The sequence below is a fragment of the Streptomyces sp. NPDC004435 genome (assembly GCF_042873895.1).
GTDB lineage: Bacteria > Actinomycetota > Actinomycetes > Streptomycetales > Streptomycetaceae > Streptomyces.
In genome coordinates this window covers 46000-60343 of sequence record NZ_JBIAMB010000025.1, presented here as the reverse complement: position 1 = coordinate 60343, position 14344 = coordinate 46000, and the positions used below count along the sequence as shown (strand labels likewise).

Annotated in this window: 11 protein-coding genes; all 11 read left to right on the top strand. The window is 67.7% G+C overall.

What is annotated here, in order from left to right:
* Positions 1–161 precede the first annotated feature (161 nt).
* Positions 162–2063: a translational GTPase TypA gene (gene typA / locus ACFYT9_RS33890; RefSeq protein WP_387278108.1), complete on the top strand. Its 1902-nt coding sequence runs from the start codon at positions 162–164 to the stop codon at positions 2061–2063.
* 458 nt (positions 2064–2521) lie between these two features.
* A complete protein-coding gene (locus ACFYT9_RS33885; RefSeq protein ID WP_389169798.1) occupies positions 2522–4138 on the top strand; it encodes an ABC transporter substrate-binding protein in 1617 nt (538 codons plus the stop codon).
* Between the two features lie 140 nt (positions 4139–4278).
* The gene (locus tag ACFYT9_RS33880; protein WP_376603870.1) at positions 4279–5208 is read left to right on the top strand and encodes an ABC transporter permease; all 930 of its coding nucleotides are present in this window, start codon (positions 4279–4281) and stop codon (positions 5206–5208) included.
* On the top strand, positions 5201–6160 hold the full coding sequence (locus ACFYT9_RS33875; RefSeq protein ID WP_376603868.1) for an ABC transporter permease: 960 nt from the start codon (positions 5201–5203) through the stop codon (positions 6158–6160). The genes ACFYT9_RS33880 and ACFYT9_RS33875 overlap by 8 nt, the downstream gene beginning before the upstream one ends.
* 14 nt (positions 6161–6174) lie before the next feature.
* Complete coding sequence (locus ACFYT9_RS33870) at positions 6175–7233, top strand: ABC transporter ATP-binding protein (protein WP_389169794.1); 1059 nt, start codon at positions 6175–6177, stop codon at positions 7231–7233.
* A complete protein-coding gene (locus tag ACFYT9_RS33865; RefSeq protein WP_387278102.1) occupies positions 7226–8314 on the top strand; it encodes an ABC transporter ATP-binding protein in 1089 nt (362 codons plus the stop codon). Before ACFYT9_RS33870 ends, ACFYT9_RS33865 begins: the two co-directional genes overlap by 8 nt.
* Before the next feature lie 175 nt (positions 8315–8489).
* Positions 8490–10115, top strand: coding sequence for an ABC transporter substrate-binding protein (locus ACFYT9_RS33860; RefSeq protein ID WP_389169791.1), 1626 nt, complete (start codon positions 8490–8492; stop codon positions 10113–10115).
* A 113-nt stretch (positions 10116–10228) separates the two neighbouring features.
* Positions 10229–11152, top strand: a complete 924-nt coding sequence (locus tag ACFYT9_RS33855) for an ABC transporter permease (protein ID WP_376604826.1) — start codon at positions 10229–10231, stop codon at positions 11150–11152.
* Entirely contained in the window at positions 11145–12131 is a 987-nt protein-coding gene (locus ACFYT9_RS33850; RefSeq protein WP_376604824.1) for an ABC transporter permease, read from the top strand. The genes ACFYT9_RS33855 and ACFYT9_RS33850 overlap by 8 nt, the downstream gene beginning before the upstream one ends.
* 8 nt (positions 12132–12139) lie before the next feature.
* Positions 12140–13123, top strand: coding sequence for an ABC transporter ATP-binding protein (locus ACFYT9_RS33845; RefSeq protein ID WP_389169787.1), 984 nt, complete (start codon positions 12140–12142; stop codon positions 13121–13123).
* The gene (locus tag ACFYT9_RS33840) at positions 13116–14324 is read left to right on the top strand and encodes an ABC transporter ATP-binding protein (RefSeq protein ID WP_389169785.1); all 1209 of its coding nucleotides are present in this window, start codon (positions 13116–13118) and stop codon (positions 14322–14324) included. Before ACFYT9_RS33845 ends, ACFYT9_RS33840 begins: the two co-directional genes overlap by 8 nt.
* Positions 14325–14344: the final 20 nt, after the last annotated feature.

Below are 14344 nucleotides of genomic sequence, written 5' to 3'. Positions count from 1 at the left end.
GACCCACCCTGAAACGTCCCAGTAGACCCTCTCGGATCGATCCGGGGAAGCCCCTTGCGCGGCAGCCCCGTACCATAGGACATAGCCGTGGCGCGTCCGCCCGGCGGGCGTAAGAGGAACTGACGCCGATTCCCACGATCCGAGAGAAGCGCAAGCCACCCATGCCCACGCGCCACGACATCCGTAACGTCGCCATCGTCGCCCACGTCGACCACGGCAAGACGACCATCGTCGACGCCATGCTCAAGCAGGCCGGTGCCTTCGCCGCCCACCAGCAGCTCGACGACCGCATGATGGACTCGAACGACCTGGAGCGTGAGAAGGGCATCACGATCCTCGCCAAGAACACGGCGGTGAAGTATCACCCCAAGGACGGCGGGGCCCCGATCACGATCAACATCATCGACACCCCCGGCCACGCCGACTTCGGTGGCGAGGTCGAGCGCGGTCTGTCGATGGTCGACGCCGTCGTCCTCCTGGTGGACGCCTCCGAGGGTCCGCTCCCGCAGACCCGCTTCGTGCTGCGCAAGGCCCTCCAGCAGCGCAAGCCGGTCATCCTCTGCATCAACAAGACGGACCGCCCTGACTCCCGGATCGACGAGGTCGTCAACGAGACCTACGACCTCTTCCTCGACCTGGACGCCGACGAGGACCAGATCGAGTTCCCGATCGTCTACGCCTGCGGCCGCGACGGCGTCGCCTCGCTGACCAAGCCGGAGGACGGCACGGTCCCGCAGGACTCCGAGAACCTGGAGCCGTTCTTCTCCACGATCCTGGAGCACGTCCCGGCCCCGGTGTACGACGAGGAGGCCCCCCTCCAGGCCCACGTCACCAACCTGGACGCCGACAACTTCCTCGGCCGCATCGCGCTGCTCCGCGTCGAGCAGGGCGAGCTGCGCAAGGGCCAGACGGTCGCGTGGATCAAGCGGGACGGCTCGGTCTCCAACGTCCGCATCACCGAACTGATGATGACCGAGGCCCTCACCCGCAAGCCGGCCGAGGTCGCCGGCCCCGGTGACATCTGCGCCGTCGCCGGTATCCCCGACATCATGATCGGCGAGACCCTGGCCGACCCGGAGAACCCGATCGCGCTGCCGCTGATCACGGTGGACCAGCCGGCCATCTCCATGACCATCGGCACCAACACCTCGCCGCTCGTCGGCCGCGGCGGCACCGGCAAGGGCGCCGAGGCCAAGTCGGCGGTCAAGGACCGCAAGGTCACCGCCCGCCAGGTCAAGGACCGCCTCGACCGCGAGCTCATCGGCAACGTCTCGCTCCGCGTCCTGGAGACCGAGCGCCCGGACGCCTGGGAGGTCCAGGGCCGCGGCGAGCTCGCGCTCGCCATCCTGGTCGAGCAGATGCGCCGCGAGGGCTTCGAGCTCACCATCGGCAAGCCCCAGGTCGTCACCAAGGAGGTCGACGGCAAGATCCACGAGCCCGTCGAGCGCCTCACGGTGGACGTGCCCGAGGAGCACATGGGCGCCGTCACCCAGCTCATGGGCGTCCGCAAGGGCCGGATGGACAACATGTCGAACCACGGCTCCGGCTGGGTCCGCATGGAGTTCGTCGTCCCGTCCCGCGGCCTCATCGGCTTCCGTACGGAGTTCCTCACCAACACCCGCGGCACCGGTATCGCCCACTCCATCCACGAGGGCCACGAGCCGTGGTTCGGCCAGCTCCAGACCCGTAACAACGGCTCCCTGGTGGCCGACCGCGCGGGTGCCGTCACCGCCTTCGCGATGACCAACCTCCAGGAGCGCGGCGTCCTGTTCACCGACCCCGGCACCGAGGTGTACGAGGGCATGATCGTCGGCGAGAACTCCCGCTCCGACGACATGGACGTGAACATCACCAAGGAGAAGAAGCTCACGAACATGCGGTCCTCCTCGGCCGACTCGTTCGAGGCGATCGTCCCGCCGCGCAAGCTCTCCCTGGAGCAGTCCCTGGAGTTCTGCCGCGACGACGAGTGCGTCGAGGTGACCCCGGAGGCCGTCCGCATCCGCAAGGTCGTCCTGGACCAGAAGGAGCGCAGCCGCTCCGCCTCGCGCGCCAAGAACAGCTGACGCGCCGCCGGCGACGGCCGGAAAGCGGCTGAGCGACGGCTGAAAAACGGCTGAGCCGCATCTCACACCAAGGGCCTGGCCACTCGCATCATGTGCGAGTGGCCAGGCCCTTTTCGTCAAACGCATTGCCCCGCCCTCGCGTCCGGATTCCGGTCATCGCTCTCCGGTACGTGTGTTAACGGTCCGTTTCGGGGGTGTCTGTCTGTGCTCAGTTTGTCCGGATTTCGGTATCTGGGGCCTTGGTGATGTTGTCAAAACGAGACCACTTAAGTGTGGTTTACGGCTCGGGCGTACTTAATAGTTGGCTGCATTGAGCTCGGGTCAATGGGTCACGCACTGTGGGGAGTGCCGACTCACGAGCACACTCGGGGTACCGGGGGATCAGCGCCGTCAGGGGTGTCGGCAGGTCTCGAAGTGCCCTTCTCGTAGTGACAAGTGGACTCATGAGGAGGAAACCCATGCGCGGTGCCAAGAGCGCCAAGTGGGTAACGGGCGCGATCATCGTCGCCCTGGCTGCGACCGCCTGTGGCGGGAGCGACGGCGGGACCAAGAAGGACAGCAAGGCTTCGGGCAAGCCCGAGGGCTACGTCTCCATCGACGTCGGCGAGCCGCAGAACCCGCTCATCCCGGCCGACACGAACGAGTCCAACGGTGGCTACGCGATTCGTGCGCTCTTCACGCAGCTGCTGACGTTCGACGACAAGGGTGAGATCGTCCTCACCAACGCCGAGTCCGTGGAGACCAAGGACTCGAAGCTGTGGACCGTCAAGCTGAAGGACGGCTGGAAGTTCCACAACGGCGAGGCCGTCACGGCCAAGTCGTACGTCGACGCCTGGAACTGGTACGCCAACGCCAAGAACAAGCAGAAGAACGCCTACTGGTTCTCGGACATCAAGGGCTACGACGACCTGAACCCCGAGAAGGGCGACCCGAAGGCCGAGGCCATGTCCGGCCTCAAGGTCCTCGATGACAGCACCTTCACCATCGAGCTGAAGACCAAGGTCCCGTACTTCAACTACAAGCTGGGCTACACGACCTTCGCCCCGCTGCCCAAGGTCTTCTACGACGACCCGAAGGCCTTCGGCCTGAAGCCGGTCGGCAACGGTCCCTACCAGTTCGAGAAGTGGGACCGCAAGAAGCTCATCCAGATGAAGGCCTTCGACGACTACAAGGGCCCGAACCGTGCCCTGAACAAGGGCCTCCAGTTCAAGAGCTACACGACGGTCGAGGCGGCCTACAAGGACCTCCTCTCCGGCAACCTCGACATCGTCAAGACCGTCGGCCCGACCGACCTGCCGAAGTACAAGCAGGACCTCGGTGAGGGTGCGCTCGAGGTGTCCTTCGCCGGCGTCCAGTCGCTCGTCCCGGCCTGGTACTCGAAGACCTTCAAGGACATCGACCCGAAGGTCATCCAGGGTCTGTCCATGGCGATCGACCGTGACACGATCACCAAGACCGTCCTGAACAACACCCGTACCCCGGCGAAGGGCTTCACCCCGCCGCAGGTCAAGGGCTTCCAGGAGCTCGGTGAGATCACCGAGTACAACCCGGCCAAGGCCAAGCAGCTCATCACCGAGGGCGGCGGCGTCCCGGGCAACAAGTTCACCATCCAGTACAACAGCGACGGCGGCCACAAGGAGTGGGTGACCGCGGTCTGCGAGTCGATCCGCAACGCCACCGGCGTCGACTGCGTCGGCGACCCGAAGCCGGACTTCCCGACCGACCTCGAGGCCCGCGACGCCAACCAGGTCAAGGGCATGTACCGCGGTGGCTGGATCGCCGACTACCCGGTCAACGTGAACTTCCTGAAGGAGCTCTACCACTCCAAGGCCGAGTCCAACAGCGGTCGCTTCTCCGACAAGGAGATCGACGAGCTGATGGCCAAGGGTGACAACGCCAACTCGATCGAGGAGTCGGTGAAGGCGTACCAGGAGGTGGAGAAGAAGCTGGCGCAGAAGATGCCGGCCATCCCGCTCTGGTACTACCGCACCAACGCCGGCCACGGAAAGGCCGTCACCAACGTGGGTGTCGACTTCCACGGCGAGATCGTGCTGAACGCGGTCACCCCCAAGTAATCGGGTTCGCACAGCTCACCCCCTCTACTCGGCCATCGCCCGCCACAGCCTGAACCGGCGACGGCGGGAGGCTGCGGGGGCCGCCCCCTCTCGAAACGGGCGGCCCCCGCAGCTGCTGTAAACCCCTCACGGAGGCACCCATGGGGCGCTATGTCGTACGACGACTGCTCCAGATGGTCCCGGTCTTCATCGGGTCCACCCTTTTGATCTTCTCCATGATGTACGCGCTGCCCGGTGACCCCGTCAGAGCGCTCATGGGCGATCAGTCGTTCGACCCCGAAAGACTCGCCAGCATCCGGGCTGACCTCGGCCTCGACAAGCCGTTGCTGCTCCAGTACGCGAGCTACCTCGGCAACCTGCTGCAGGGCGACTTCGGCACCGAGATCGTCAGCGGCCGCCCCGTCGCCGACATCATCGCCGCCGCCTTCCCGGTCACGATCCAGCTGACGATCTTCGCGTTCACCTTCACGGTGCTCGTGGGCGTCGGTCTCGGTGTCGTCGCCGGTCTGCGCCCGAACAGCATCCGGGACCGCGGCCTGCTCACCCTGACGCTGGTCCTGATCTCCATGCCCTCCTTCGTGCTGGGCTTCCTGATGCAGTACCTCTTCGCCTTCCAGTTCGAGATCACGACGGCCACCGTGCCGGAGGACCCGGCGATCACGGACATGATGCTGCCGGCCATCGTGCTCGGCTCGCTGTCCCTCGCGTACGTGGCCCGGCTGACCCGTACGTCGATGGCGGAGAACCTGCGCGCCGACTACATGCGCACCGCGGTGGCCAAGGGCCTGCCGCGCCGCCGGATCGTCGGCGTCCACCTGATGCGCAACTCCATGATCCCCGTCGTCACCTTCCTGGGCACCGACATCGGCACCCTGATGACCGGCGCGATCGTGACCGAGGGCATCTTCAACGTCAAGGGCGTCGGTGGCGCCATCTACGAGGCGCTGTTCCGCCGTGAGGGCATGACCGTCGTCGGCATCGCGTCGCTGATCATCCTCGTCTACCTCCTCACCAGCCTGCTCGTCGACCTGCTCTACGCGGTCCTGGACCCGAGGATTCGGTATGCCTGACACGACTGACGGAAAGACGCTGACCGCTCCCGGTCCTGTCGTCACCGAGACCGTCGCACCGGGTCCGGAGTCCGGTCCCGCGCCCGCGAAGGCGCGCTCCCTCTGGTCCGACGCCTGGCACGACCTGCGCCGCCAGCCGATGTTCCTGGTGTCCGCCGCGCTGATCCTGCTGCTGCTGGTGATCTCGTTCTGGCCCGGACTCTTCACGAGCGCCTCGCCGCGCCACGCGGACCTGGCCAACCACTACCTCCAGAAGCCGAACTGGGGCAACTTCTTCGCCCCCGACTGGCTCGGCTACGACGGCCAGGGACGCTCCATCTACGCCCGCATCGTCTACGGTGCCCGCGCCTCGCTCACCGTCGGCATCGGCGTCACGGTCCTGGTCACCCTGCTCGGCACCCTGGTCGGCATGCTCGCCGGCTACTTCGGGGGCTGGGCGGACACGATCCTGTCCCGGATCACCGACATCTTCTTCGGCATCCCGTTCCTGCTCGGCGCCCTCGTGGTCCTCACCACCTTCGAGGAGCGCACCGTCTGGGTCGTGATCCTGGCCCTCGCCTTCCTCGGCTGGACCCAGATCGCCCGTGTCGCCCGCGGCGCGGTCATCACGATCAAGCAGGCGGACTACGTCGTCGCGGCCAAGGCGCTCGGCGCCTCGACCACGCGCATCCTGCTGAAGCACATCCTGCCGAACGCCCTGGCGCCGATCATCGTCGTCGCCACCATCGCCCTCGGCGGTTACATCGCGGCCGAAGCCACCCTGTCGTTCCTCGGCGTGGGCCTGGCCGAGCCGACGGTGTCGTGGGGCGGCGACGTCTCCACGGGACGTGAGCAGCTGCGCAACGCGCCGTTCGTCCTGATCGTCCCGTCGGTGATGGTGTCGATCACGGTGCTCTCGTTCCTCATGTTCGGCGATGCGGTGCGCAACGCCCTCGACCCCAAGCTGCGCTGAGGAGGGCGTACATCGTGAGCACGATCAACAAGACCGCGACCGTCCCGGCGCCGCGCGAGAGCGCGCACCACAACGGCCCGCTGCTCGAAGTCAAGAACCTGCACGTCGAGTTCCACACCCGTGACGGTGTGGCCAAGGCGGTCAACGGCGTCAACTACTCGGTCGACGCCGGCGAGACCCTCGCCGTCCTCGGCGAGTCCGGCTCGGGCAAGTCCGTCACCGCCCAGGCCATCATGGGCATCCTCGACATGCCGCCCGGCAGGATCCCGCAGGGCGAGATCCTGTTCCGCGGCGAGGACATGCTGAAGATGTCCGACGAGGAGCGCCGCAAGATCCGCGGCCGGAAGATCGCGATGATCTTCCAGGACGCGCTCTCCTCGCTGAACCCGGTCCTCTCCGTCGGCTACCAGCTCGGCGAGATGTTCCGCGTCCACCAGGGCCTGTCCAAGAAGGACGCCAGGCTCAAGGCCATCGAGCTGATGGACAAGGTCAAGATCCCCGCCGCCAAGGCGCGGGTCGGCGACTACCCGCACATGTTCTCCGGCGGTATGCGCCAGCGCATCATGATCGCCATGGCGCTCGCCCTGGAGCCCGACCTGATCATCGCCGACGAGCCGACCACGGCTCTCGACGTGACGGTCCAGGCCCAGGTGATGGACCTCCTCGCGGAGCTCCAGCGCGAGTACAACATGGGTCTGATCCTGATCACCCACGACCTCGGCGTCGTCGCCGACGTCGCGGACAAGATCGCCGTCATGTACGCCGGCCGGATCGTCGAGCAGGCGCCCGTGCACGAGCTGTACGGCCGCCCGGCGCACCCCTACACCCGGGGTCTGCTGGACTCGATCCCGCGCCTGGACCAGAAGGGCCAGGAGCTCTACGCGATCAAGGGTCTGCCGCCGAACCTGCTCAAGGTCCCGACGGGCTGCGCCTTCAACCCGCGCTGCCCCAAGGCCACCGATCTCTGCCGTACGGAGATCCCGGCCCTGGCGCCGGTCACCGAGCAGGACGGCGCGGATCTCCCGGGCCGGAAGAGCGCCTGCCACTTCTGGAAGGAGACGATCCATGGCTGAGCTCAGCAAGAACGACGAGGCCGTGGCCGCCGCGCTGGACGTCCCCGTCCAGCGGGGGGAGCCGATCCTCCAGGTGCGCAACCTGCAGAAGCACTTCCCGCTGACGCAGGGCATCCTCTTCAAGAAGCAGGTCGGCGCGGTCAAGGCCGTGGACGGGGTCTCCTTCGACCTCTACCAGGGCGAGACCCTCGGCATCGTGGGCGAGTCCGGCTGCGGCAAGTCCACGGTCGCCAAGCTCCTGATGAACCTGGAGCGGGCCACCGCGGGCGAGGTCTTCTACAAGGGCCAGGACATCACCAAGCTGACCGGCCGCGCGCTGAAGGCTGTCCGCCGCAACATCCAGATGGTGTTCCAGGACCCGTACACCTCGCTCAACCCGCGCATGACGGTCGGCGACATCATCGGCGAGACCTTCGACATCCACCCCGAGGTGGCCCCGAAGGGCGAGCGGCGCCGCAAGGTGCAGGACCTGCTCGACGTCGTCGGCCTGAACCCGGAGTACATCAACCGGTACCCGCACCAGTTCTCCGGCGGCCAGCGCCAGCGCATCGGCATCGCCCGTGGCCTCGCGCTCAACCCGGAGATCATCATCTGCGACGAGCCCGTCTCGGCCCTGGACGTCTCCGTCCAGGCGCAGGTGATCAACCTGATGGAGAAGCTCCAGGACGAGTTCAACCTGTCCTACATCTTCATCGCGCACGACCTGTCGATCGTCCGGCACATCTCGGACCGCGTCGGCGTCATGTACCTCGGCAAGATGGCCGAGATCGGTACGGACGCGGAGATCTACGACCACCCGACGCACCCGTACACCCAGGCGCTGCTCTCCGCCGTGCCGGTGCCGGACCCGCAGGCCCGTGTCCACCGCGACCGCATCATCCTCACGGGCGACGTGCCCTCGCCGGCCAACCCGCCGTCGGGCTGCCGCTTCCGCACCCGGTGCTGGAAGGCCGAGGAGAAGTGCGCCGAGGAGCAGCCGCTGCTCGCGATCCCGGAGCGCTTCCGCGGCCAGGACACCCCCGCGGCCCACGAGTCGGCGTGCCACTTCGCCGAGGAGCGGGACGTGGTCCACGCGGGCTGACCGACCGTGACGGTCCGAAGGACCAGGGCCCCTCGCACCCCCGCCGGGTGCGAGGGGCCCTTCCGCGTCCGCGTGACCGCTCGGGTACCCGCTCGGACGCCATGAAAGTGCACTCCCGTCAATATCGGGTGATATTGGGCCCTAAGTCACGCTTAGGACAATCGGGAGGCACTCCATGCGCGGAGCCACGCACGCCAAGTGGGCCGCACTGGCCACCGCCGTCGCCCTCGCGGCGACCGCCTGCGGCGGCGGTGACGACAGCGGCGGCGGAGGGGCCGACGGTGTGGTGAGCTCTTCCTGGGGAGACCCGCAGAACCCGCTGGAGCCGGCCAACACCAACGAGGTCCAGGGCGGCAAGGTCCTGTCGATGATCTTCCGCGGTCTCAAGCAGTACGACCCCAAGACCGGCGAGGCGAAGGACATGCTGGCCGAGTCGATCGAGACGACCGACTCGACCAACTTCACCGTCACCGTCAAGGAGGGCTGGACCTTCTCCAACGGGGAGCAGGTCACCGCCCAGTCCTTCGTGGACGCCTGGAACTACGGCGCCAGCCTGAAGAACAACCAGAAGAACGCCTACTTCTTCGGCTACATCGAGGGGTACGACAAGGTCCACCCCGACGAGGGCGAGGCCACCGCCGAGACCATGTCCGGCCTCAAGGTCACCGGCCCGCGGACCTTCACGGTCAAGCTCACCCAGAAGTTCTCGACCTTCCCCGACACCCTCGGCTACGCCGCCTACGCCCCGCTCCCGAAGATGTTCTTCGACGACCACGACGCCTGGCTGTCCAAGCCCGTCGGCAACGGCCCGTACACCATCGACTCGTACGCCAAGGGCTCCCAGATGGAGCTCAAGCGCTGGGACGAGTACCCCGGTGACGACAAGGCCAAGAACGGCGGCATCACCCTCAAGGTCTACACGGACAACAACACCGCCTACACCGACCTGATCGCCGGCAACCTCGACCTCGTCGACGACGTGCCGGCCGCCCAGCTCAAGAACGTCTCCGCCGACCTCGGCGACCGGTACATCAACACCCCGGCCGGCATCATCCAGACCCTGTCGTTCCCGTTCTACGACGACGCGTGGAACAAGCCCGGCCAGGAGAAGCTCCGCCAGGGCCTGTCGATGGCCATCGACCGCCAGCAGATCACCGACACGATCTTCCAGAAGACCCGCACGCCCGCCGTCGACTGGACCTCCCCGGTCCTCGGCGAGGAGGGCGGCTTCAAGGACATCTGCGGCGACTTCTGCAAGTACGACGCCGCCGAGGCGAAGAAGCTGGTCGCCGAGGGCGGCGGCATCCCCGGCGGCACGATGAAGATCTCGTACAACGCCGACACCGGCTCCCACAAGGAGTGGGTGGACGCCGTCTGCAACTCCATCAACCGGGCCCTCGGCAACAACACGGCCTGCGTCGGCAACCCCATCGGCACCTTCGCCGACTACCGCAACCAGGTCACCACCCAGAAGCTCACCGGCCCCTTCCGCGCCGGCTGGCAGATGGACTACCCCCTGATCCAGAACTTCCTCCAGCCGCTCTACTACACCAACGCCTCGTCCAACGACGGCAAGTACACGAGCGAGGAGTTCGACAACCTCGTCGACCAGGCCAACGCCGAGTCCGACATCCCGAAGGCCGTCGGACTCTTCCAGCAGGCGGAGGAGGTCCTCCGCGACGACATGGGCGCGATCCCGCTCTGGTACCAGAACGGCAGCGCCGGCTACTCCGACCGGGTCGAGAACGTCACCCTCAACCCCTTCAGCGTCCCGGTCTACGACCAGATCACGGTCAAGTGACCGGCCGCAGGCCGTAGCAGATCGGCGCCGTACGGCCCGGCCCGCGGACCCCTCCCGCGCCGGGCCGTACGCCTTCCCCCACCCCTTCCCGGAGCCAACCCCCGGAGCCTCGCATGGGTCGATACGTGATCCGGCGGCTGCTGCAGATGATCCCGGTCTTCTTCGGCGCCACGCTGTTGATCTTCCTGATGGTGAACGTGATGGGCGATCCCATCGCCGGACTCTGCGGCGACCGCGCCTGCGACCCGGCGACCGCCGCCCGGCTGAGGCAGGAGTTCGGCCTCGACAAGCCCGTCTGGCAGCAATACCTGACCTACATGGGCAACGTCTTCACCGGCGACTTCGGCACCGCCTTCAACGGACAGCCCGTCACCGAGCTGATGGCCACCGCCTTCCCGGTCACCATCCGCCTGACGATCGTCGCCATCCTCTTCGAGATCGTCATCGGCATCAGCCTCGGCGTGCTCACCGGCCTCAAGCGCGGCCGGCCCGTCGACACCACCGTCCTGCTGCTGACCCTGGTCGTGCTCTCCGTGCCCACCTTCGTCACCGGCCTGCTCGTGCAGCTGCTGCTCGGCGTCAAGTGGGGCTGGATCGACCCCGCCGTCTCGCCCGCCGCCACCTTCGACGAGCTGATCGTCCCCGGCCTGGTCCTCGCCTCCGTCTCGCTCGCGTACGTCACCCGGCTCACCCGCACCTCGATCGCCGAGAACAAGCGCGCCGACTACGTCCGCACCGCCGTCGCCAAGGGCCTCCCGCGCCGCCGGGTGATCAGCCGCCACCTGCTGCGCAACAGCCTCATCCCGGTGGTGACCTTCATCGGCGCCGACATCGGCGCGCTCATGGGCGGCGCCATCGTCACCGAGCGGATCTTCAACATCCACGGCGTCGGCTACCAGCTCTACCAGGGCATCGTCCGGCAGAACACCCAGACCGTGGTCGGCTTCGTGACGATCCTCGTCCTGATCTTCCTGCTGGCCAACCTGTTGGTGGACCTCCTGTACGCCGTCCTTGACCCGAGGATTCGCTATGCCTGAGCCGCTCGAACCGCTGGAAGAGGGCCGCGCGATCGCCGCGACCGGGGCCGGGGGAGCGACCGACCTCGCCATGGCCGAGGGCGAGACCCTGGAGAAGACCCCGGGCGGTCCGAAGGGCACCGGGCCCGACAAGAAGGCCCGCTCCCTCTGGTCCGACGCCTGGCACGACCTGCGGCGCAACCCGGTCTTCATCGTCTCCGGTCTCGTCATCCTCTTCCTGGTCGTCATCGCCATCTGGCCGTCCCTGATCGCCTCGGGCGACCCGCTCGACTGCGACCTCTCCAAGGCCCAGGAGGGCTCCCAGCCCGGCCACCCCTTCGGCTTCAACGGGCAGGGCTGCGACGTCTACACCCGCACGGTCTACGGGGCCAGGGCCTCCATCCAGGTCGGCGTCCTCGCCACCCTCGGCGTGACGCTCCTCGGCTCCGTCCTCGGCGGCCTCGCCGGCTTCTACGGCGGACTGTGGGACGGCCTCCTCTCCCGGATCACCGACATCTTCTTCGCCATCCCGGTCATCCTCGGCGGCCTCGTCCTGCTCTCCGTCGTCAGCAACAACACCGTCTGGCCCGTGATCGGCTTCATGGTGCTGCTCGGCTGGCCGCAGCTCTCCCGCATCGCCCGCGGCTCGGTGATCACCGCCAAACAGAACGACTACGTGCAGGCCGCCCGCGCGCTCGGCGCCTCCAACTCCCGGATGCTGCTCCGGCACATCACACCCAACGCCGTCGCGCCCGTCATCGTCGTCGCCACCATCGCGCTCGGCACGTACATCTCCCTGGAGGCGACGCTCTCCTTCCTCGGCGTCGGCCTCAAGCCCCCCACCGTCTCCTGGGGCATCGACATCTCCTCGGCCTCGCCGTACATCCGCAACGCCCCGCACATGCTGCTCTGGCCCTCCGGCGCGCTCGCGATCACCGTGCTCGCCTTCATCATGCTCGGCGACGCCGTCCGCGACGCCCTCGACCCGAAGCTGAGGTAGGGACACCCATGCTGCTCGAAGTGCGCGACCTGCACGTGGAGTTCCACACCCGGGACGGGGTGGCCAAGGCGGTCAACGGCGTGAACTACTCGGTCGACGCGGGGGAGACCCTCGCCGTCCTCGGCGAGTCCGGCTCGGGCAAGTCCGTCACCGCCCAGGCCGTCATGGGCATCCTCGACATGCCGCCCGGGAAGATCACCGGCGGTGAGATCCTCTTCCAGGGCCAGGACCTCCTCACGCTCAAGGAGGAGGAGCGGCGGAAGGTCCGCGGCGCCAGGATGGCGATGATCTTCCAGGACGCCCTCTCCTCCCTCAACCCCGTCATCAGCGTCGGCGAACAGCTCGGCGAGATGTTCGTCGTCCACCGCGGGGCGAGCAAGAAGGACGCCCGCGCCAAGGCCGTCGAGCTGATGGACCGGGTCCGCATCCCCGCCGCCAAGGAACGCGTCGGCCAGTACCCCCACCAGTTCTCCGGCGGCATGCGCCAGCGCATCATGATCGCCATGGCGCTCGCCCTGGAACCCGAGCTGATCATCGCCGACGAGCCCACCACCGCCCTCGACGTCACCGTCCAGGCCCAGGTCATGGACCTCCTCGCGGAGCTCCAGCGCGAACTCAACATGGGCCTCATCCTCATCACCCACGACCTCGGCGTCGTCGCCGACGTCGCCGACAAGATCGCCGTCATGTACGCCGGTCGGATCGTCGAGCACGCCCCCGTCCACGAGATCTACAAGGCGCCCGCCCACCCCTACACCCGCGGCCTGCTCGACTCGATCCCGCGCCTGGACCAGAAGGGCCAGGAGCTCTACGCGATCAAGGGCCTGCCGCCCAACCTGCTCGCCATCCCGCCCGGCTGCGCCTTCAACCCGCGCTGCCCGATGGCCCAGGACGTCTGCCGGACCGACGTGCCCCCGCTGTACGAGGTCACCGAATCGCCCGTCCCGCGCACCAGCGCCTGCCACTTCTGGAAGGAGTGCCTCCATGGCTGAGGCGATTCTCGAGGTCCGGGACCTGCACAAGCACTACCCGCTGACCCAGGGCATCCTCTTCAAGAAGCAGGTCGGCGCGGTCAGGGCCGTCGACGGCGTCGACTTCGACCTCGCCGCCGGCGAGACCCTCGGCATCGTCGGCGAGTCCGGCTGCGGCAAGTCCACCGTCGCGAAGATGCTGGTCAACCTGGAGCGGCCGACCTCCGGCACGATCAGGTACAAGGGCGAGGACCTCACCAAGCTCTCGGCGCGCGCCCTCAAGGCGGTCCGCCGCAACATCCAGATGGTCTTCCAGGACCCGTACACCTCGCTCAACCCGCGCATGACGGTCGGCGACATCATCGGCGAGCCGTACGAGATCCACCCCGAGGTCGCGCCGAAGGGTGACCGGCGCCGCAAGGTCCAGGACCTGCTCGACGTCGTCGGCCTCAACCCCGAGTACATCAACCGCTACCCGCACCAGTTCTCCGGCGGCCAGCGCCAGCGCATCGGCATCGCCCGCGGCCTCGCCCTCCAGCCCGAGATCATCGTCGCCGACGAGCCGGTCTCCGCCCTCGACGTCTCCGTCCAGGCGCAGGTCGTCAACCTCCTCGACCGGCTCCAGTCGGAGTTCTCCCTCAGCTACGTCTTCATCGCCCACGACCTCTCGATCGTGCGGCACATCTCCGACCGGGTCGGCGTCATGTACCTCGGCCGGATCGTCGAGATCGGCACCGACGCCCAGATCTACGACCACCCCACCCACCCCTACACCCAGGCGCTGCTCTCCGCCGTGCCCGTGCCCGACCCGGAGGCCCGCGCCCACCGCGAGCGGATCATCCTCACCGGAGACGTCCCCTCCCCGGCGAACATCCCCTCCGGCTGCCGCTTCCGCACCCGCTGCTGGAAGGCGCGGGAGCGGTGCGAACTGGAGGTCCCGCTGCTCGCCGTCCCGGCCGTCTTCCGCCTCATCGACACCCCCGCCAAGCACGACTCCGCCTGCCACTTCGCCGAGGAGAAGACGGTCGTCCCGCCGGAGGACTCGCTCGACCACGTGGAGCCCCTGGAGGAGGGCCCCGCCCCGGCGGAGGCCGCGGCGGCGGCGGAGGAGGAGGAGGATCAGGTTCAGGATCAGGAGCGGGACGAGCACGAGCAGGAGAGGCCGGGACCGCCCGGCGAGCCGGGGCCTCCGGAGGAGCCGGGCAGCCCGAAGACCCTGTAACACCCCCGCAACCGCCGGGA